Genomic DNA, 18,769 nt, shown 5'->3' with positions numbered 1-18,769 from the left:
GAGCCGCCCGATGATCCGCCTTGAAAAGCGCCCCACCCCGTCCCGTCTGTGGACCGCGCTGACGCCGCTGGTCGCGGTTCTGGCCACCGTGATTGCCGGGGGGCTGATGTTTGCCGCCCTTGGCAAGGATCCGGTCGAGGCCATCCGCACGATCTTCTACGATCCGCTCTTCAACGAACAATTCGCCAGCTACTCGCGGCCGCAGCTTCTGGTAAAGGCCGGGCCGCTGATCCTGATCGCCATCGGGTTGAGCCTTGGCTTCAAGGCCGGCATCTGGAACATCGGCGCCGAAGGTCAATACATCATGGGCGCGATCTGCGGCGGCGGCGTCGGACTGGCGCTCTACCCGTCTGAATCGCCGCTGATCTTTCCGCTGATGGTGCTGGCTGGCGCCCTGGGCGGCTGGGCCTGGGCAATGATCCCGGCGATCCTGAAGACGAAATTCAACACCAACGAGATCCTCGTGTCGCTGCTGCTGGTCTATGTGGCCGAACAGCTTCTGGCCTCGGTCTCGCTGGGCCTTCTGCGCAGCCCCGACGGCGGCGGCTTTCCCGGCTCGCGCAATTTCCAGCACTGGGACGCGGCAGCCAACGTCGAGTTGTTCCCCGGCACCGGCATGCACTGGGGTGTGGTCGCGGCCTTCATCGCGGTGATCGGCGCCTATGTCCTGCTGGCCCGGCACATGTTGGGCTACCAGATCCGCCTGACCGGGGCTGCGCCGCGCGCGGCGCGGTTCAGCGGCGTGAACCCGACCCGGCTGATCGTCACATGCCTTGGCCTTTCCGGCGCGTTGGCCGGATTGGCGGGCATGTTCGAGGTGTCTGGCCCGGCGGGGCAACTGAGCATCGACTTCGGCTCGAACTACGGCTTCACCGCCATCATCGTGGCCTTCCTGGGCCGCCTGCATCCGGTGGGCATCCTGCTGGCCGGGCTGCTGATGGCGCTGACCTATATCGGCGGCGAGCTGGCGCAATTCATGCTGGGACTTCCGGCAGCAGCGATCCAGGCCTTCCAGGGCATGTTGCTGTTCTTCCTGCTGGCGGTGGACGTTCTGACCAACTTCCGCATTCGCCTGATCAAATCCGAGGTGGCGTGATGGGTGCTATATCAATCGAGCTTCTGCTGGCCTCGCTCATGGTGGCCTCGACCCCGATCCTGCTGGCCGCCATCGGTGAGCTGGTGGTCGAGAAATCCGGCGTCCTGAACCTTGGCGTCGAGGGGATGATGATCACCGGTGCCATCTGCGGCTTTGCTGTCGCCGTGGAAACCGGCAGCCCCTTCCTGGGGTTTGTCGGCGCGGCCCTTGGGGGCGCGACCCTGTCGGTGATCTTCGCCGTGCTGACGCAATACCTGCTGTCCAACCAGGTGGCGACCGGGCTGGCGCTGACGCTGTTCGGGCTGGGGTTCTCGGCCCTGATCGGACAAGGCTACGTGGGCATCAAGCCGCCCGCCATCGGTTCGGTCAACCTGGGCATCCTGTCGGACATTCCCTTCGTCGGTCCGGTGCTGTTCAGCCATGACGTCACCGTCTACGTGGCGTTGGCGCTGGTGGCCGCGGTCTGGGCCTTCCTGAAGTTCAGCCGCGCCGGTCTGATCCTGCGCGCGGTCGGCGAAAGCCACGAGGCCGCCCATGCCCTTGGCTACAAGGTGGTGCGCATCCGCTTTCTGGCAATCCTGTTCGGCGGTGCCTGCGCCGGTCTGGGCGGTGCTTACCTCAGCCTCGTGCGCGTGCCGCAATGGACCGAGGGCATGACCGCGGGCGCGGGCTGGATCGCGCTGGCACTGGTGGTGTTCGGCGCCTGGAAACCCTGGCGCGTGCTGCTGGGGGCCTATCTGTTCGGCGGCGTCACCGTGTTGCAGCTGAACCTGCAGGCGGCGGGCCTGAAGGTGCCGGTCGAGCTGTTGTCCATGTCGCCCTACCTGATTACCATCCTTGTGCTGGTCATCATGTCGGCAGACCGCCGCCGCGCCGCGCTGAACGCACCGGCCGCCCTTGGCCGCGTCTTCCACGCATCCACCTGACCCGGACGAAAAGGCCACCTGACCGCACATGCGCCGCGAAGAATACATCGAGATCCTGGACGGGGTGCACCCGGACCACTCGCGCGCGATTGCGCTGGTCCACCAGGGACTGATCGTGGCGTCGGGGCTGAGCATTTCGCTGGAAACCGTGCCCAGCCTGCCGTCCTGGGCCCATGCGCTGTTGTTCTGGTTCGAGATCTTTGTGCTCTTCGTGTTTCTGGTGGAATACATCGCCCGCGTCTACTGCGCCCCCAACCGGCTGAAATACATCTTCAGTTTCTGGGGCATCGTGGATTTTCTGGCCTGCCTGCCGGCGCTGCTGATCGTGCAGCAGCAATGGGCCGCCATCCGATCGCTTCGGTTGCTGCGGCTGGTGCGCCTGCTGAAGCTGCTGCACGCCAACCGCGCGCTGCGGCGGCTGGAGCTGGCGCTGGCCCACAGCCGCGGCGAATTGATGGTCTTTGCCTTCCTGGCGGCCATCATCCTCTATATCGCGGCGGTCGGCATCTATATCTTCGAACATGACGCCCAGCCCGAGGCATTTTCGTCGATCCCGATCAGCCTGTGGTGGGCAGTGGTCAGCTTCACCACCGTGGGCTATGGCGACATCTACCCGATCACCACCGAAGGGCGGCTGTTTACCACCGCAATCCTGTTCATTGGGCTGGGTGTCATCGCCGTGCCCACCGCGATCATCACCACCGCGCTGATCAACACCGAACTGGAAGGCACCATCGAGAAAAAGGTAGAAGCCGAGGTCGAACGCGAGGTGGAGACCGAACTGCACGAGGAAATCGAACGCGAGATCCGCAAGGATCTTGCGCCGTTGAAAAGAAAACCAACAAGGAGAACTTGAACATGATGCAAACATTGAAAGCCGTGCTCGCCGCGGCGGTCGTGGCGGTCGGTGTCGCGGCACCGGCCATCGCCGAGGATCCGGTGAAGGTGGGCTTCATCTACGTCGGCCCCGCCAACGACGGCGGCTGGTCCCAGCACCACCACGAGGCGGCGATGAAGATGAAGGAACACTTCGGCGATGCCGTCGAGGTGGTCGAACAGGAATCGGTTCCCGAGGGTGCCGATGCGGAACGCGTGATGACCCAGATGGCGCTGTCCGGTGTCGACCTGATCTTCACCACCTCCTTCGGCTACATGGATCCGACCATCAACGTCGCCAAGAAGTTTCCGAACGTGAAGTTCGAACACGCCACCGGCTTCAAGACCGCGCCCAACGTCTCGGTCTATTCCGCGCGGTTCTATGAAGGCCGCGCTGTCACCGGCTATATCGCCGGGGCGATGACCAAGACCAACAAGATCGGCTATATCGCCTCGTTCCCGATCCCCGAGGTCATCCGCGGTATCAACTCGACCCATATCCACGCCAAGAAGGCCAATCCGGATGTCACACTCAACGTGATCTGGCTTTACACCTGGTTCGATCCGGGCAAGGAAGCCGACGCCACCCAGGCCATGCTGGACCAGGGTGTTGACGTGATCCTGGCCCACACCGATTCCACCGCGCCGCTGGCGACACTGGAAAAACAGGGCGGCTACGGCTTTGGCCAGGCGGCTGACATGATCGAATTCGCGCCCGAACCGCGCCTGTCCTCGATCATCGACGAATGGGCGCCCTATTACATCGAGCGTGTGCAGGCCGTCATGGATGGCACATGGGAGTCGGTGAACACCTGGTACGGCATCACCGAGGGCATGGTCGGCATCGGCGAATTCAGCGAAGTGATCCCCGAAGACGTGCGTGCCGAAGCAGCCAAGATGCGCGATGACATCGCCTCGGGTGCCTACCACCCGTTCACCGGCCCGCTGAACAAGCAAGACGGCACACCCTGGCTGGCCGAAGGCGAAGTGGCCGACGACGGCACACTGGCCGGCATGACCTTCTACGTCGAAGGCATCGAAGGCGACGTGCCCAACTGATCCCACGACCGCCCGCCCCTTCGGGTGCGGGCGGCTGTCCCTGCCGGCGGCTCAGGCTGCTGGTGCGGCGGGATCCCGCCCCCCCTGTGCGCTCCTGTCGCGTTGCCGTACGACGAGAATGGTCGCAACCCATGCACATATTCCAGAGTGAAAGGGCGACCTCATGTCGTGGCAAGACAAGAACAAGGACATGCGCGAACAGTTGCGCGCGCTGAACACTGCCATTCCCGAAGCGGCCAAGGGCTTTGGCGCCCTCAGCAAGGCGGCCAAGACCGGCTCTGCCGTGGACACCAAGACGCTGGAGTTCGTCGCCCTCGGCATCGCCGTTGCGGATCGCTGCGAGCCGTGCATCGGTTTCCACATGGACGCGCTGGTCAAGCTTGGCGCCACCCGCGAGGAAATCGCGGACGTGCTGGCCATGGCCGTGCAGATGGGCGGCGGGCCGTCGCTGATGTATTCGGCCAAGGCCCTGCGCGCCTATGACGATTTGAGCGCCGGCTAGCCCCGACGCCCCGGCTGTCTATCCGTTCAAGCGAATGGTGGCATTGGTCGGATCATAGGGGCTGTCCTCGGTCACCTCGGCATCCCACAGTTGGTCAAACATCTTGACCTTCAGGCGGGTGCCGGGAGCCGCCAGGTCCGGCGCCACATAGCCCATGCCAATGGATTTGCCGAAGGCCACGGAATAGCCGCCCGATGTCAGGCGTCCGACACGCGTGTTGCCGTCATACAGCGCCTCGCGACCCCAGGGGTCGGCATCCTCGGGCCCGTCGATCAGCAGGGTCACGCATTTCGACCGGATGCCCAGATCCAGCATTGCCTGCTTGCCGAAGAAGTCCTTGTCCAAGTCGATGAAGCGGTCCAGACCGGCCTCGGCGGGGGTGGCGTCGCGGCCCAGTTCGGTGCCGAAGGCGCGATAGGATTTCTCCTGCCGCAGCCAGTTCTGCGCCCGTGCGCCCACCAGCTTCATGCCGTGCGCCGCACCGGCGTTTTCCAGCAGGTCGAACAGGTAATTCTGCATCTCGATCGGGTGGTGCAACTCCCATCCCAACTCGCCGGTATAGGCGACACGGATCGCCATCGTGGGGCACATGCCCAGTTCGATCTCGCGGGCCGACAGCCAGGGGAACCGCTTGTTGGACAGGGCGGTGTCCGGATCGGCATCCTTGAGCACCGCCTTCAGCACATCGCGCGACTTCGGGCCGGCGATGGCGAACACGCCCCATTGGGTGGTGACATCCTGCACCAGTACCAACTTGCCGGTGCGGTCCATGAAATCCTCGGCCGCCTTTTGCAGGTAGTCCGCGTCATAGGTCACCCAGGCCCCGGCCGAGACAAGATAGTATACGTTCTCGTGCTGGCGGACGATGGTGTATTCGGTGCGCGTCGTGCCTGCACTTGTCAGCGCGTAGGTCAGGTTGATCCGGCCGATCCTGGGCAGCTTGTTGCAGGTGAACCAATCCAGAAACTCGGTGGCGCCCGCGCCCGATACCCGGTGCTTGGCAAAGGCGGTGGCGTCGATCAGTCCGACACCCTCGCGGATCGCACGCGCCTCGGCCTCGGCATATTGCCACCAGTCGCCGCGCCGGAAACTGCGAGAGTCGTGGTCGAAATTGTCATGCGCCCCCAGCGGGCCGAAATAATTGGGCCGCTCCCAGCCGTTGACCTGCCCGAATTGTGCGCCGCGCGCCGCCTGACGGTCATAGGCCGGCGCGGTGCGCAGGGGCCGACAGGCCGGGCGTTCCTCGTCGGGGTGGTGCAGGATATAAACGTGGTCGTAGCATTCCTCGTTCTTGCGCGCCGCGTATTCGGTGGTCATCCACCGCCCGTAGCGCTTGGGATCAAGCGAGGCCATGTCGATCTCGGCCTCGCCGTCCACCATCATCTGCGCCAGGTAATACCCGGTGCCGCCCGCCGCGGTGATGCCGAAGCTGAAGCCTTCGGCCAGCCACATGTTGCGCAGCCCCGGCGCCGGACCGACCAGCGGATTGCCGTCCGGCGTGTAGCAGATCGGGCCGTTGAAATCATCCTTCAGACCCACGGTTTCCGACGACGGAATCCGGTGGATCATCGACATGTATTCCTCCTCGATCCGCTCCAGATCCAGCGGGAAAAGGTCGGCGCGGAAACTGTCGGGCACGCCGTATTCGAACCGCGCAGGTGCGTTGCGCTCATAGGGGCCAAGGATCCAGCCGCCGCGTTCTTCGCGCACGTACCACTTGGCGTCGGCATCGCGCAGGACCGGGTGTTCGCCATGTGTCTTGCGATATTCCACCAAGGCCGGGTCGGGCTCGGTCACGATGAACTGGTGTTCCACCGGGATCGCCGGGATCTTCAACCCCAGAAGTCGCGCGGTGCGCTGCGCGTGGTTGCCGGTGGCGGTGACCACATGCTCGGCGGTGATGACCACCTGTTCCTCGGTCGCGATCAGATTGCCGCCCTTGTCGGCGGTGCGGGTGCAGGTGACTTCCCAGGCCTGCCCGTTCCAGCGATAGCCATCGACCTGCCACTTGCGTTCAATGACAACGCCGCGCTGACGGGCGCCCTTGGCCATGGCCATCGTCACATCCGCCGGATTGATGTAGCCATCGGTCGGGTGATAGATCGCGCCCTTCAGATCTTCGGTGCGCACCAGCGGCCACCGCTCCTTGATCTGGGCCGGGGTCAGCCATTCATAGGGCACGCCCGCGGTTTCGGCCGTCGAGGCATAGAGCATGTATTCATCCATGCGCGCCTGCGTCTGCGCCATGCGCAGGTTGCCCACCACCGAGAACCCGGCATTCAACCCGGTCTCGGCCTCCAGCATCTTGTAGAAATCGACCGAGTACTTGTGGATATGCGTCGTGGCATAGGACATGTTGAACAGCGGCAGCAGCCCCGCCGCGTGCCACGTCGATCCGCTGGTCAGCTCGTCCCGTTCCAGCAGCATCACGTCGTCCCAGCCCGCGCGGGCCAGATGATAGGCTATGGACGCGCCGACAGCCCCACCACCAACAACCAGTGCTTTGACTTCTGTTTTCATGGCCGGGCCTCCTGTTCCACGCTTGTCAGCACCATGGCGCGGCGGTGCCCTCCTGTCCAAATCGGCCCGACCCATCGGCCGGAAAAAACGACATGCAACGGCCCTGCGCGCATTTCCTCCCCGCGTCGAATCATGGGTAACGGATCCTTAAGCTTGGAGGATGATCCTGAGGGCAAGAGTAAACGGTTGTGTTTGTGTCATCGTCAAAAGTTTTGTGAGGAGTCGCCGGAATGTACCGACAGACAGATGCCCTGGACCCGACCCCGCAGCCGCGCGCGGCGCGTGTCGTCAATCCCGTGTCGATCATCGCGTTCAACGCCTGCTGCTGCTGCGGCCTGGGCACCCTGGCCTGGCTGTCCGACTGGGCGCTGTTTTCCGTCTTTGCCCTGGGCTGGTTCGGCGGTGCGGCCCTGACCCTTGGCCTGCTGACGCTGCTGGCCGTGCGGCTGCCCGACGTCGGGATCGAGCCTGCGGAAACCGATCCGGCCAATTGCGACGCGCCCAGCCTGCAGGACGCCATGGCGGCCTGGGATCTGGACCGCGCCTATGAGATTGCCCAGCAGGCCAGCATGCGCGCCTGGATCAGCGATTTGACCCCGGACCCCGTGTCCGATCCTCATCGTGAGAGCGTGACCTGCGCTTGACGATGCCGCGCCAGACCGGGGCCCCTCTCTCCGGTCTGGCGTGACCTTTGGCGCCAGCCACGGCACTTGTGCCGCCCGCGCCGCCGCTTTACTCAGAAGATCAAAGCTCTTCGACCGGCGGTGCCATGGAAATCTGCCCGACCAAATCCGAAACCCGTGCGGCCGTCGCCCGGCTGAAGGCCGACGGGGCCGTGCTGGGTCTGGTGCCCACCATGGGTTACCTGCACGATGGCCACCTCAAGCTGGTGCGCGCGGCCAAGGCTTCTTGTGACCGGGTTGCGGCCTCGATCTTCGTCAATCCGACCCAGTTCGACGAGGCCAGCGATCTGGATGCCTATCCGGTGGATCTGGACCGGGATATCGCGCTGCTGGAAGCCGAGGGCGTGGACCTGCTGTTCCTGCCCGAAGCCGGCGAAATGTATCATCCCGAGGCCCAGACCGTCGTGGAAACCACCGGGCTGGCCAACGTCCTGATCGGCGCACTGCGACCTGGCCACTTTCGCGGCGTCGCCACCGTGGTGACCAAGCTGTTCAACATCGTTCAGCCCGACCGCGCCTTCTTTGGCCGCAAGGACTATCAGCAACTGCAAGTCATCCGCACCATGGTCCGCGATCTCGACATGCCCATCAAGATCATCGGCGTGCCCACCGTGCGCGAACGCGACGGTCTGGCCATGTCCTCGCGCAATGTGCGGCTGACCCCGGCGCATCGGGCCGCCGCACCGGCGCTGAACGCGGCGCTGGACTGGGCCGAACGCGCCCTGCCGCAACTGCCGCAAAGCGCCGAGGAACTGGCCGCCGCCATCACCTCCCGCGTCAGCGATGCCGCCGGCGCCGAGATCGAGTCGGTAGATATCCGCGACGCCGAAACCCTTGCCGAGCTTTCCGGCCGCATCGCCCGCCCCGCCGTCATCCTGCTGGCGGTGCGCTTCGGCGATGTTCTTCTGATCGACCAGCGCGTCGTCACCCCCTGACCCCCGCCGTTCTGCACGAGGCCCTTTCATGAGCACCCAGACCGAAACCATCCGCCGTATCACCGTGCCGCAAATTGCCCGGCGCAAAGGCGGCACCCCGATCGTGTCGCTGACCTCGTATCACGCGCATACGGCGGCGATCGTCGACAAATACGCCGACTTCATCCTTGTGGGTGACAGCCTGGGCATGGTCATGCACGGCATGGACAGCACCGTTGGCGTGCCGCTGGACCTGATGATCATGCACGGGCAGGCGGTGGTGCGCGGCACCAAGAAGGCGCTGATCGTGGTCGACATGCCCTTCGGCACCTACGAGGAAAGCCCCAACATGGCCTTCCGCAATGCCGCCAAGATCATGAAGGAAACCCATTGTGGCGCGGTCAAGCTGGAAGGCGGCGCACGCATGGCCGAAACCATCCGCTTCCTGACCGAACGTGGCATCCCGGTGATGGCCCATATCGGCCTGACCCCGCAAAGCAGCCACGTCATGGGCGGCTTCAAGACGCAAGGTCGCGATGAGGACAGCTGGCCCCTGCACGAGGCCGACGCCAAGGCCGTGGCCGAGGCCGGCGCTTTTGCCGTGGTTCTGGAAGGCATGGTCGAGCCGCTTGCGGCCAAGATCACGAAGCAGATCGACATTCCCACCATCGGCATCGGCGCAAGTGCCGAATGCGACGGCCAGATCCTGGTGCTGGAGGACATGCTGGGCATGAACCCCTGGACCCCGAAATTCGTCAAGGTCTACGGCTCTCTGGGCCCTATGATCGAGAAGGCGGTCAGCGACTATGCCACCGAGGTCAAGGACCGCAGCTTCCCCTCGGAAGACGAGATCTACCGCTAGGCGCGTCCCTCAGACGAAGTCGAAATCGCTGCTGGTCAGATCGGTGGCCAGCACATCCGCCAGCGTGATCTTGTCCGGCCCACCCGCAGCCAGACGGATCACCGTATGCGCGCCCGATTGCGTGATCGTCAGGTCGGACAGCGCCGTCACCCCGGTGTGGAAGCGGAAATCCAGCCGATCCTCGCCGTCGATGTAGTCCTTGACCACGTCGCGTCCGAAGCCCGCTTTCCAGACGAACGAGTCGAGCCCGGCACCGCCAAGGTAGAAATCGCCGCCGTCGCCGCCGTCGAAATAGTCGTCTCCCGTCGATCCGATCAGCGCGTCTGCGCCGTCGCCACCGAACAGGCGATCATCATCGGCCCCGCCATACAGCACGTCGCCGGCCGAACCGCCCGCCAGCGTGTCATGCCCCGCCGAGCCGACCAAGGTGATGGCGGTGGCCAGCCCGTTGGCCTCGATATTGTCGTCGCCGGTCAGCCCGTTCACCCGCTCCACCCCGGTCCAGCCGCCGATGGACAGGATGATGCCATTGGTGTCGGTGACCACGGCCTTGTCAAACCCGGCGCCGCCGTCGAAGACATAATCCCCCGGCTGGCCGATATAGAGCACATCATTGCCCGCGCCGCCGTCGAACACATCATCACCGCTACCACCTAGCAAAAAGTCGTTGCCGCCGCCGCCGTTCAGCGTGTCGTTGCCATCGCCGCCGATCAACACGTCGTTGCCGCTGCCGCCGCTCAGGATGTCATCGCCGGCATCGCCGAACAGCAACAGCGCGTCGGTCTGCCCCGACCCGTTGATGCGGTCGTTCCCGGTGAACCCGTTGATCCGCTCCACGCCGCTCCACCCGGCCAGCGAGACGGTGACGCCCGCAGCATCGTTGGTCTGGGCCTTGTCGTAGCCCCGGGTGCCGCTGTCCTGAATGGTGTCGAACCCGTCGAACGCGTAGAAATCCGACTGCTCGCCGCCGTCCATCCAGTCGGCCCCGGAATCTCCGAACAGTGAGTCGGTGGAATCGCCGCCGAACAGCATGTCATCCTGGCTGCCGCCGAACAGCTGATCATTGCCGAAACCGCCGCGCAATTCGTCCTGACCGGCGCGGCCGAACAACGTCAGCCGCGAAAACGCCTTTGAGCCGTCCAGCGTGTCATCGCCGCCCGCGCCTTCGACTTCTTCGATCGCTGCCCAAGTTGCCAGGTCCACGTCAAAGCCGGTGCCGGCGACGATCGCAACCCGATCATAGCCGTCGCCGCCATCGACCTTGTCGCCCGTGCTGTCCACGTACAGAAAATCGTCGCCGCCGCCGCCGCGCATGTCGTCGTCGCCAACACCGCCGTCCAGATGGTCGGTGCCCAGATCCCCGATCAGAATGTCATTGCCCGCCAGCCCGTTGAGCGTGTCGTGGTTCAGCCCGCCGCGGATGTAGTCGTCGCCGGCGGTCGAGGTCTCTTGCAGCACCTCCACGTGGCTGCTGCTTCGGATCACCTCGATGTTGGTGAAATCGCCCCGGAAGCTCTGGATCTGCTTTTCAAAGGACACCACGTACTGGGTGCCGGTGGGCACCACGCGGGTCAGGTCGTCGGCGCTGTTGGCATAGGCCGCGTCGGTTTCCAGCACCGCGCGGGGCGACAGCCCGCCGCGCGACTCGCGGGTGCCGGTATCGGACCAGACCGGCACGTCGATCTCGAAATCGGCGATGTAGAAGCCGCCCGCCATGTCATAGCGCACCAGCCCCAGTTCGACGGTCTGCTCGACCTCGCTGACCGAGCCGTCGGAGTTGGTGATATCCAGCAGCCGGGTGCCTAACTCTCCGAAGTCCAGCGTGTCGGTGCCGCTGCCGCCGTCGATGGTCAGCGCGCCCGCGCCGATGAAGAAGGTGTCGTTGCCGGCCCCGCCCCGGGCGGTGTCGTTGCCCTCCAGCCCGAAATAATCGTCGCCGCCGCGCCCGTCCAACAGGTCCGCCCCGGCGCCGCCGCGCAGGGTGTTGCTGCCGCCGTCGCCCAGGATCGTGTCAGCGCCCACGCCGCCAACGACGTTTTCGATCCCGTCCAGGGTTTCCGTGACATCCCGGTTGGCCGTGGTATCGGTGACTGTTGCAAAGGGAGAGGTCCGCATGGTGGCGACCAGATTCTGACCTGCCGCGCCGGATTCTGAGGGCACGATACGCACGGTCCGGGTTGCGACCAGCGTGCCATGCTGCAGCAGAATTTGGTCGATCTGGTTCCAGAACAAGGTGTTGGGAATATGGATGTCCACCGCAGCGACGCTGTTGTGCACAACGGCCGTGCCCGCCTGCAGATCCACGGTCACGTTGTTGAATTCCGACACCTCAAGGGCCCCGCCATCGGCACCGGGCGCCGCCGACGCATACGAGGCCGTGTCCCGCCCCGTCCCGCCGTACAGCATGTCGGCGCCGGTGCCGCCGTGCAGCAGGTCATCGCCGTCGCCGCCTGCCAGAATGTCGTTGCCAGCGCCGCCATACAGCAGATCGTCGCCCGACGATTGGTCAAGGTAGACCGGCCCGAAGGCCGCCCCTTTCGACACGGTCAACTGCGTATCCGCCGTGCCGCCCACCATGTGCAGCTTCAGGTCGGGCTCATTGGCGGCAGTGATGGCCGTGGGATCCGCCGAGATCTGGGTGGCCGCGCGGGCCACGTCCCAGACCCGGATCTCCTCGATCACGCCATCGAAGGACTGTTTGCTGGTGTCCGAGAACCGCCCGATGAAAATCTCGGCCGGATCGTCGCGCGGAGCGCCCTGAAGATTGACGAGTTTGTCGACGGACACCCCGTCCACGAACAGCTCGAAGGTTTGGGCCACCTCATCATAGACCCCCGCCATATGGTGCGTCAGGCCATCGGCGACCGCCCCGCCCGAGATGGCGTAGAAACCCCCGGTGTCACGGTCAAAGCGGGTATGACCATCGCCATTGCGCACCGCCAGCGAAAAGGTCTGCAACCCGCCGATCGGGCGCGAGATCAGGCGGTTATAGTCGGAATCCACGTCCGTGGTCTGGAACCAGGCCTCGATGGTCCAACTGCCGTTCAGCGGCAGTTTTGACGCGCTCGACGTGGTCTTGTAATAGCTTGCAATATCCGGGGCGTTGCGGGCGCCCATGATGCCTTCCAGCACATCGTTGCCGCCCGCTCCGATCAGCTTGTCGCCCAGGTGCCCGCCCGACAGCGTGTCGCCATGCAGGTCCGAACCGATCAGCACCTCGATATTGCGCAGGGTGGTGACCTTCGAGGAATCCCCGGCATAGGTGATCTGCTGTGCCAGCAGATTGACGGTCAGCCCCTCCAGCGGATTGCTGTCGAAGGCCGACACGATATCGGTGCCTTCGCCGCCGTCGATGATGCCATTCACCCGGTTCACCTGGAACATGTCGGTCCCGGTTCCGCCAGAGGCATTGATGAACCGGGTGGCCCCGCCATTGCCGCGCAGCGCGAAACTGTCGTCGCCGTCGCCGCCGTCCAGTTCGGCGTTATAGGCCACCGCGAAGTGATCGTTGCCCGCCTCGCCATGGGCTTCGTAGAAATGACCGTTGTTGGGGGTTGAACCCCGCATGTGAAAGCTGAAATCGTCGTCGCCCTCGCCGCCATGCACCACCACCGCGGCCTCGTCGCGGATGCCGGACCGCGAAATGTCGAAACTGTCGTCAAAGTCGCTGCCGAAAATGGTGCCGAAGCCCTGGACCGAGCCTGCACCGGGATTCGAGGCCCCGCTGGCCGATTTGATTTCCACGGTATCGGTGGCCAGGAAGGCCTGGATCTTGCGGCTGGAGGCACCGATATCCTCGACATGCCAGCGCAGATCGTCGACGGATTCCAGGTACAGCGTGTCCTCGCTGTCGCCGATATAGCCCGCCCCGCCGGTGCCCGCATAGACGGTGTCGACGCCGTCGCCGGTCCGGATGGTCCCGCGCGCGCCTTCGGCGTAGATCACATCGTCGCCGCCCGCCCCGTCCAGCGAATGGGCCGCCGTGGCGCCGGTGCCGCCGTGGATCACGTCGTTGAAATCGGACCCGACGTAGCTTTCGATGCTCTGGGTGTATTCGGTGACCAGAACCGTGGTCAGATCGGCGGCCATCCGTTCGACCTTGCCCTGACCTGCAAAGATGCGCACCGGGCCCGAGCCTTGCTGCACCTCGGCCTTGTCGTCGGGATTGAAGCCGGTGTTGCCGGTCAGCCAGGAATGGTTCAGCGGCCCGTTCGACTGCGTGGGATTGTTGAACGAATAGTCCAGCGTGTCGGTGCCTTCGCCGCCATCATAGCGTTGCGCGGCCGAGGTGTCGGCATCGCCCACCACCAGGTAATCGTTGCCGTCACCACCGAACAGCTGGTCGATCCCCAGCCCGCCGATCAGGATATCACGGCCGTCGCCGCCGCTGATGGCATCGTTGCCGCCACGCCCGTCGATCAGGTCGTCCGAGAAGCCGCCGGTCAGACCGTTGCCATTGGCATCGCCGAACAGCAACGAATTGGTGGCATCTTCGGCCACCACGTTCTCGATGCTGGTCAGGGTGGCGATCTGCCGTCCTGTCAGGCGGAAGCTGCCCGCGGCCAGATCGACCTCGATGTCATGGCCGCCGCCGACGCCATCGTCGTAATAGCTGAAAGTGTCGATGCCCGCGCCGCCATCAATGGCGTCATCGCCGCCCCCGCCGGTGAAACTGTCATTGCCCGCGCCGCCCGACAGGGTGTCGTCGCCCGCGCCCCCCGCGATCACATCGTCGCCCAGACTGCCGGTCATGGTGACCCCTGTGGTCGATCCCGGCGTGTCGGCAAACAGGAAGGACGGATCATAGCTGCCGTCAGGGTTCTGCACCGGCGCCGGCGCGGTGAAACTGGTCCCCGGCGCCACCCGCTGCTGGTTCTTCAGCAGCAAATCCACATCGACGACGCGATTGCGGAATTCCAGGCTTTCGATGTCGTAAAGCGTGTCGCGCCCGTCCAGCGACACCCCGGCAATGGGCGAGATATGTTCCACCACCACCGGCGCGTTCTCGCTTTCGCGCGACACCACGTACTGGGTGATGTTCCCGAAATAGAAAGCCGTGTCCATGGCCCCGGCACCACCGCGCAGGGTGTCATCCCCCTGCCCGCCGGCGAAGTAATCGTTCTCGCCATCGACGCCGATCAACTCGTCCTCACCGGCCCCGCCGATCAGCATGTTTTCACCGCCAAGCGCGGTGATGACGTTGTCATGCTGGTCGCCGATCATCACGATGTCATGGATCAGCGCGGTCAGATCGTTGTCATTGTCCGACCCGGTCAGCGGCGGCTGCGAGGTATCGGCCCCCGGCAGATGCGGCGGGATTTCCAGTGCCACGCCATAGCCGCCGGCACTCAGCCCGGCATCGGCGATCAGGGTCTTGGCGCCGTTCAGCAGAAACTCCTGCAGCTTGTCCTTCAGCTCGCCCTCGACCCAGGCGACGATGCCCAGCGGATCGGGCACATCCAGCGTGCCGCCGCCCGATTGCTCTACCGGGTAGGTCTTGGCGTTCAGGTCAAAGTCGGTCAGGGTCGTCACCGCCAGATCGAAGGCCCCGTCCAGATGGTCAAGGATCGACAGTGACGGCAGCAGGCGTTCCACCTGGGCCTTGGCCTTGTCGATGATGTCGTCGATGCCGATGGCTTCCTGGATCTTGTTGATCACCGGATCGATGGTCAGCGACGCCAGAAAGTCCACCGCTGCCAGCAGCGGCTCGATCGGCTCCAGCAGTTTGTAGACCTCGTTCAGCGGCTTGCTGAAATTGTCCAGCAGGCTGGTCACCTTGCGCACCGCCGCATCCAGGTCGATGATCGGCTGGAAGTCGCCCTCGGGCACATCGGCCGAAAAACTGTCCAGCAGCGCCTTGGCGTTGTCATATTGCTGGTTGATCTCGCCCAGCAGGGCGGCGGGCGTTTCCACCAGCGTGCCCGTCCACTGGATCGGTGTGGCGTTGAAGGCCGCGGCCTGCCCGACGACCTCGCGCACCTGTCCGAAACTGGATTTCTGCGCGCCCAACTCGCCCTCGACCGCCGCCAGCCGGTCGTCGAAATCCATCACCTTGCTGTTGACACTGTCCAGCGTGGTCTTGATCGGGCTCTTTTCCAGCTTCTTGACCACGCTGTCGACGCGGGATTCGAACTGCTTGGTCTTGGTCTCGATCACCTCCAGCATTTCGTCGGCGGTCTTGGCGATGGCTTTCAGCGCCCCGGCCTTGCCCATCAGGCGCACGATCACCCGCAGTTTGCCGATATCGTCGCCGAAGGAGTCCAGCTCGTCCCGCAGGGCGACGACTTTCTCGATGGCCCGGTCGAACACATCCAGCGCGTCGATGACCTTGGCGGTTTCGGTCCGCATCTCGCCGACGTTTTTCAGGCTGGTCTGCAAGCCGCTGTCATAGTCTTCGATGGCGGTGACGGCGGTGGATAGATTCAGCAGCGGCGGCGTGCTCATGACAGACTCCCGGTCGAAAGACACATCTGTAATGAGACTATCTTAACCTTTTTCTTTCCCCTGCGTAATGAATTTGAAATTTTCTTTCGCCGGCTTCCATTTCCTTGCGCCGGGACACACACGAAAAAACCCCCGCAAACGGCGTTGCGGGGGTGAAATATCGGACCGGGTTCGCGCAGCCTCAGGGCAGGCGCACGGCGCCGTCCAGGCGCAGGGTTTCGCCGTTCATATAGGTGTTCCGGATCAGGAACAGCACCGCGTCGGCAAATTCCGACGGCTTGCCCAGCCGCTTGGGAAACACCACGTCCTTGGCCAGTTGCGCGCAGACGTCCTCGCCCAGTTCCTCGGCCATGGGGGTCAGGAACAGCCCCGGCGCGATGGCGTTGACGCGGATGCCGTTGCGCGCCAGATCCCGCGCCACCGGCAGGCTGGTCGCGGCGATGCCGCCTTTCGAGGCCGCATAGGCCGCCTGCCCGCGCTGCCCGTCGAAGGCCGCGACCGAAGCGGTGTTGACGATCACCCCGCGCTCGCCATCCGGGCCGGGGGCAGCCTCGGCCATGCGCGCTGCCGCCAACCGCAGCACGTTGAAGGTGCCCTTCAGGTTCACGTCGATGACCTTGGCATAGGCGTCCAGCGGATGCGGCCCGGTCTTGCCCAGCGTGGTCTTGGCCAGAACGATGCCCGCGCAATTCACCGCCGCGCCGGGGATGCCGAATGCGTCCTCGACGGCGCGCAACGCCTCGGTCACGCTGGCCTCGTCGCTCACGTCGACCGAGCGGAACATCACCGCCGCGCCCAGTTCCGACACCAGCGCGGCACCGCGTTCGGCGTTCAGATCGAAGATCGCCACGCGCGCGCCTTCGGCCACCAGCGCCCGCACCGTGGCCTCGCCCAGCCCCGATGCGCCGCCCGTGACAATCGCCGTCAATCCGTTCAGATCCATTCTCGCCTCCTCGCTGTTGCATCTACTTAGGCCCCGGCGCCGGGATCCGACAAGCATCAGCTCCGCGACGAAACGACCGTTCAATTCAAAAGCCGCGCCAACGAACAGCCCGATACAGAGCGCCTGTTCGACCGAATGGGTCATCAGGATCGCGTCGCGATCATTGGCCAGATGGCAGGCCAGGGCCACGCGTAGCTGCATCTCGCCCCCCCCCCGCGCAGGTGTCTTTTCCTTCCGTCGCGGCGAATTTCGGCCCTCCGGATCCGGACAAAGCCCGGGGCGCGCCCTGTCTTGCTGGCATCGGGCTTGCCCGCCTGGCCTTACACAGAATGCGGAACTGGCCCTATCCGACACGCGCACGCTGTGCACTTAGAAAGCTTGAGCATGGCGGCAGACCGGGTCAGACTGATCCCGTCGCGCCATGGAGAAGGAATGCTGGCATGAATCAGAACATCTCTCGCAACGATCTGTCGGATGTGGTCGCCGCAGACCGGGCGCACATGTGGCATCACCTGATGCAGCACAAACCGCTTGAGAACAATGATCCGCGGATCATCGTCGAAGGCCGCGGGCTGAAGGTCTGGGATCAGAACGGCAAGGAATTCATCGACTCCGTCTCGGGCGGGGTCTGGACGGTCAACGTCGGCTACGGGCGCGAAAGCATCGCCAACGCGGTGCGCGACCAGATCCTGAAGATGAACTTCTGGGGCGGCGCCATGGGCACGGTGCCGGCGGCACAATTCGCCGAGCAGCTTCTGGAAAAGATGCCGGGGATGAGCCGGGTCTACTATTCCAACTCGGGATCGGAAGCCAACGAGAAGGCCTTCAAGATGGTCCGCCAGATCGCCCACAAGCGCCACGGCGGCCGCAAGCACAAGATCCTGTACCGCGAACGCGATTACCACGGCACCACCATCGCCTGCCTCTCCGGTGGAGGCCAGCCCGAGCGCAACGCCCAGTACGGCCCCTATACGCCGGGTTTCGTCGAGGTGCCGCACTGCCTGGAATACCGCGCCCAGTGGGATCTGAGCGGCGAAGCCTATGGCCAGCGGGCCGCCGATGCCATCGAGGAGGTGATCCTGCGCGAAGGCCCCGACACCGTCGGCGCCCTGTGTCTTGAGCCGGTAACCGCCGGTGGCGGCGTGATCCCGCCCCCTCCGGGCTATTGGCCGCGCGTGCAGGAGATCTGCCGCAAGTACGACATCCTGCTGCACATCGACGAGGTGGTCTGCGGCGTCGGGCGCACCGGTCTGTGGTTCGGCTATCAGAATTACGATGTTCAGCCCGATTTCGTGACGATGGCCAAGGGCGTGGCCTCGGGCTATGCCGCGATTTCCTGCACCGTGACCACAGAGGAGGTGTTCGAGCAGTTCAAGGACGACGACAGCGATCCGATGAACTATTTCCGCGATATCTCGACCTTTGGCGGCTGCACCGCCGGACAGGCGGCGGCCATGGAAAACATGGCGATCATCGAACGCGAAAACCTGCTGGACAACACCAAGGCCATGGGCGCGCGGATGGTGGACAACCTGCGCGCGCTTCAGGACAAGCACGCGGTGATCGGTGATGTGCGCGGCGCGGGGCTGTTCTGCGGTGCCGAACTGGTCGCGGATCGCGGCACCAAGGAGCCGGTGAGCGAGAAGCAGGTGGGCGCGGTGCTGGCCGACTGCATGGGCCAGGGGGTCATCGTGGGCGCCACCAACCGGTCACTGCCGGGGTTCAACAACTCGCTGTGCTTTGCCCCGCCGCTGATCGCCACGGCCGATGACATCGACGCCATCACCGGCGCGGTGGACGCGGCCCTGGGCCGGGTCTTCGGCTAGGCGACCGGCACAGGGACAGATCCAGACGGGGGCGGCTCCCGCCCCCTTTTGGCCTGACGGCCGCAAGGCGTTGGGCCGGGCGCCGCGCCTGCGGCGCGGCGCGATCGCACCCGACCCC

12 protein-coding genes are annotated in these 18,769 nt (G+C 64.7%); 9 read left to right on the top strand and 3 right to left on the bottom strand.

All coding sequences use genetic code 11. From position 1 onward, the window contains the following. Positions 1-10: 10 nt before the first annotated feature. The 5 genes from H8B03_RS09625 (at position 11) to H8B03_RS09605 (ending at position 4,459) form a co-directional block, all read left to right on the top strand. Positions 11-1,096 carry an ABC transporter permease gene (locus H8B03_RS09625; RefSeq protein WP_193141520.1) on the top strand — a complete coding sequence of 362 codons (1,086 nt, stop codon included), beginning with the start codon at positions 11-13 and terminating at the stop codon, positions 1,094-1,096. Next, positions 1,096-2,022, top strand: a complete 927-nt coding sequence (locus H8B03_RS09620; RefSeq protein ID WP_193141519.1) for an ABC transporter permease — start codon at positions 1,096-1,098, stop codon at positions 2,020-2,022. The genes H8B03_RS09625 and H8B03_RS09620 overlap by 1 nt, the downstream gene beginning before the upstream one ends. A gap of 28 nt (positions 2,023-2,050) precedes the next feature. Continuing rightward, positions 2,051-2,878 (top strand): ion transporter, encoded by an 828-nt coding sequence (locus H8B03_RS09615; protein WP_193141518.1) that lies wholly within the window; start codon positions 2,051-2,053, stop codon positions 2,876-2,878. Between the two features lie 5 nt (positions 2,879-2,883). After that, positions 2,884-3,957, top strand: a complete 1,074-nt coding sequence (locus tag H8B03_RS09610) for a BMP family ABC transporter substrate-binding protein (RefSeq protein ID WP_226925843.1) — start codon at positions 2,884-2,886, stop codon at positions 3,955-3,957. A gap of 163 nt (positions 3,958-4,120) precedes the next feature. Then, positions 4,121-4,459, top strand: a complete 339-nt coding sequence (locus H8B03_RS09605) for a carboxymuconolactone decarboxylase family protein (protein WP_193141516.1) — start codon at positions 4,121-4,123, stop codon at positions 4,457-4,459. Positions 4,460-4,477: 18 nt separating this feature from the next. On the opposite strand, the gene H8B03_RS09600 is transcribed toward H8B03_RS09605, so the two are convergent. After that, the gene (locus H8B03_RS09600) at positions 4,478-6,979 is read right to left on the bottom strand and encodes an FAD-dependent oxidoreductase (protein WP_193141515.1); all 2,502 of its coding nucleotides are present in this window, start codon (positions 6,977-6,979) and stop codon (positions 4,478-4,480) included. Positions 6,980-7,209: 230 nt separating this feature from the next. On the opposite strand from H8B03_RS09600, the gene H8B03_RS09595 reads away from it, so the two are divergent. From H8B03_RS09595 to panB, 3 genes are all read left to right on the top strand, one after another. Continuing rightward, on the top strand, positions 7,210-7,623 hold the full coding sequence (locus H8B03_RS09595) for a hypothetical protein (protein ID WP_193141514.1): 414 nt from the start codon (positions 7,210-7,212) through the stop codon (positions 7,621-7,623). A gap of 125 nt (positions 7,624-7,748) precedes the next feature. Then, positions 7,749-8,597, top strand: coding sequence for a pantoate--beta-alanine ligase (gene panC / locus H8B03_RS09590; RefSeq protein ID WP_193141513.1), 849 nt, complete (start codon positions 7,749-7,751; stop codon positions 8,595-8,597). Positions 8,598-8,625: 28 nt separating this feature from the next. Next, positions 8,626-9,438 carry a 3-methyl-2-oxobutanoate hydroxymethyltransferase gene (panB, locus tag H8B03_RS09585; protein ID WP_193141512.1) on the top strand — a complete coding sequence of 271 codons (813 nt, stop codon included), beginning with the start codon at positions 8,626-8,628 and terminating at the stop codon, positions 9,436-9,438. A gap of 9 nt (positions 9,439-9,447) precedes the next feature. On the opposite strand, the gene H8B03_RS09580 is transcribed toward panB, so the two are convergent. Together H8B03_RS09580 and H8B03_RS09575 are read right to left on the bottom strand one after the other, a co-directional pair. Next, complete coding sequence (locus H8B03_RS09580) at positions 9,448-15,882, bottom strand: LamG-like jellyroll fold domain-containing protein (RefSeq protein WP_193141511.1); 6,435 nt, start codon at positions 15,880-15,882, stop codon at positions 9,448-9,450. A gap of 181 nt (positions 15,883-16,063) precedes the next feature. After that, positions 16,064-16,825 (bottom strand): SDR family NAD(P)-dependent oxidoreductase, encoded by a 762-nt coding sequence (locus H8B03_RS09575; RefSeq protein WP_193141564.1) that lies wholly within the window; start codon positions 16,823-16,825, stop codon positions 16,064-16,066. Between the two features lie 440 nt (positions 16,826-17,265). On the opposite strand from H8B03_RS09575, the gene H8B03_RS09570 reads away from it, so the two are divergent. Continuing rightward, positions 17,266-18,651, top strand: a complete 1,386-nt coding sequence (locus H8B03_RS09570; RefSeq protein ID WP_193141510.1) for an aspartate aminotransferase family protein — start codon at positions 17,266-17,268, stop codon at positions 18,649-18,651. The last annotated feature ends 118 nt before the right edge of the window (positions 18,652-18,769 follow it).

The organism is Meridianimarinicoccus sp. MJW13, from assembly GCF_014901205.1.
Taxonomy (GTDB): Bacteria; Pseudomonadota; Alphaproteobacteria; order Rhodobacterales; family Rhodobacteraceae; genus Meridianimarinicoccus.
The sequence above is the reverse complement of the archived record's forward strand: the minus strand, read 5'-3'. Positions and strand labels throughout refer to the sequence as shown.

What these genes read in the sequence shown, in the direction of transcription:
- H8B03_RS09625 (WP_193141520.1), top strand. Translation starts at nt 11, where the DNA reads ATGATCCGCCTTGAAAAGCGCCCCACCCCGTCCCGTCTGTGGACCGCG.
- H8B03_RS09620 (WP_193141519.1), top strand. Translation starts at nt 1,096, where the DNA reads ATGGGTGCTATATCAATCGAGCTTCTGCTGGCCTCGCTCATGGTGGCC.
- H8B03_RS09615 (WP_193141518.1), top strand. Translation starts at nt 2,051, where the DNA reads ATGCGCCGCGAAGAATACATCGAGATCCTGGACGGGGTGCACCCGGAC.
- H8B03_RS09610 (WP_226925843.1), top strand. Translation starts at nt 2,884, where the DNA reads ATGCAAACATTGAAAGCCGTGCTCGCCGCGGCGGTCGTGGCGGTCGGT.
- H8B03_RS09605 (WP_193141516.1), top strand. Translation starts at nt 4,121, where the DNA reads ATGTCGTGGCAAGACAAGAACAAGGACATGCGCGAACAGTTGCGCGCG.
- H8B03_RS09600 (WP_193141515.1), bottom strand. Translation starts at nt 6,979, where the DNA reads ATGAAAACAGAAGTCAAAGCACTGGTTGTTGGTGGTGGGGCTGTCGGC.
- H8B03_RS09595 (WP_193141514.1), top strand. Translation starts at nt 7,210, where the DNA reads ATGTACCGACAGACAGATGCCCTGGACCCGACCCCGCAGCCGCGCGCG.
- panC (WP_193141513.1), top strand. Translation starts at nt 7,749, where the DNA reads ATGGAAATCTGCCCGACCAAATCCGAAACCCGTGCGGCCGTCGCCCGG.
- panB (WP_193141512.1), top strand. Translation starts at nt 8,626, where the DNA reads ATGAGCACCCAGACCGAAACCATCCGCCGTATCACCGTGCCGCAAATT.
- H8B03_RS09580 (WP_193141511.1), bottom strand. Translation starts at nt 15,882, where the DNA reads ATGAGCACGCCGCCGCTGCTGAATCTATCCACCGCCGTCACCGCCATC.
- H8B03_RS09575 (WP_193141564.1), bottom strand. Translation starts at nt 16,825, where the DNA reads ATGGATCTGAACGGATTGACGGCGATTGTCACGGGCGGCGCATCGGGG.
- H8B03_RS09570 (WP_193141510.1), top strand. Translation starts at nt 17,266, where the DNA reads ATGAATCAGAACATCTCTCGCAACGATCTGTCGGATGTGGTCGCCGCA.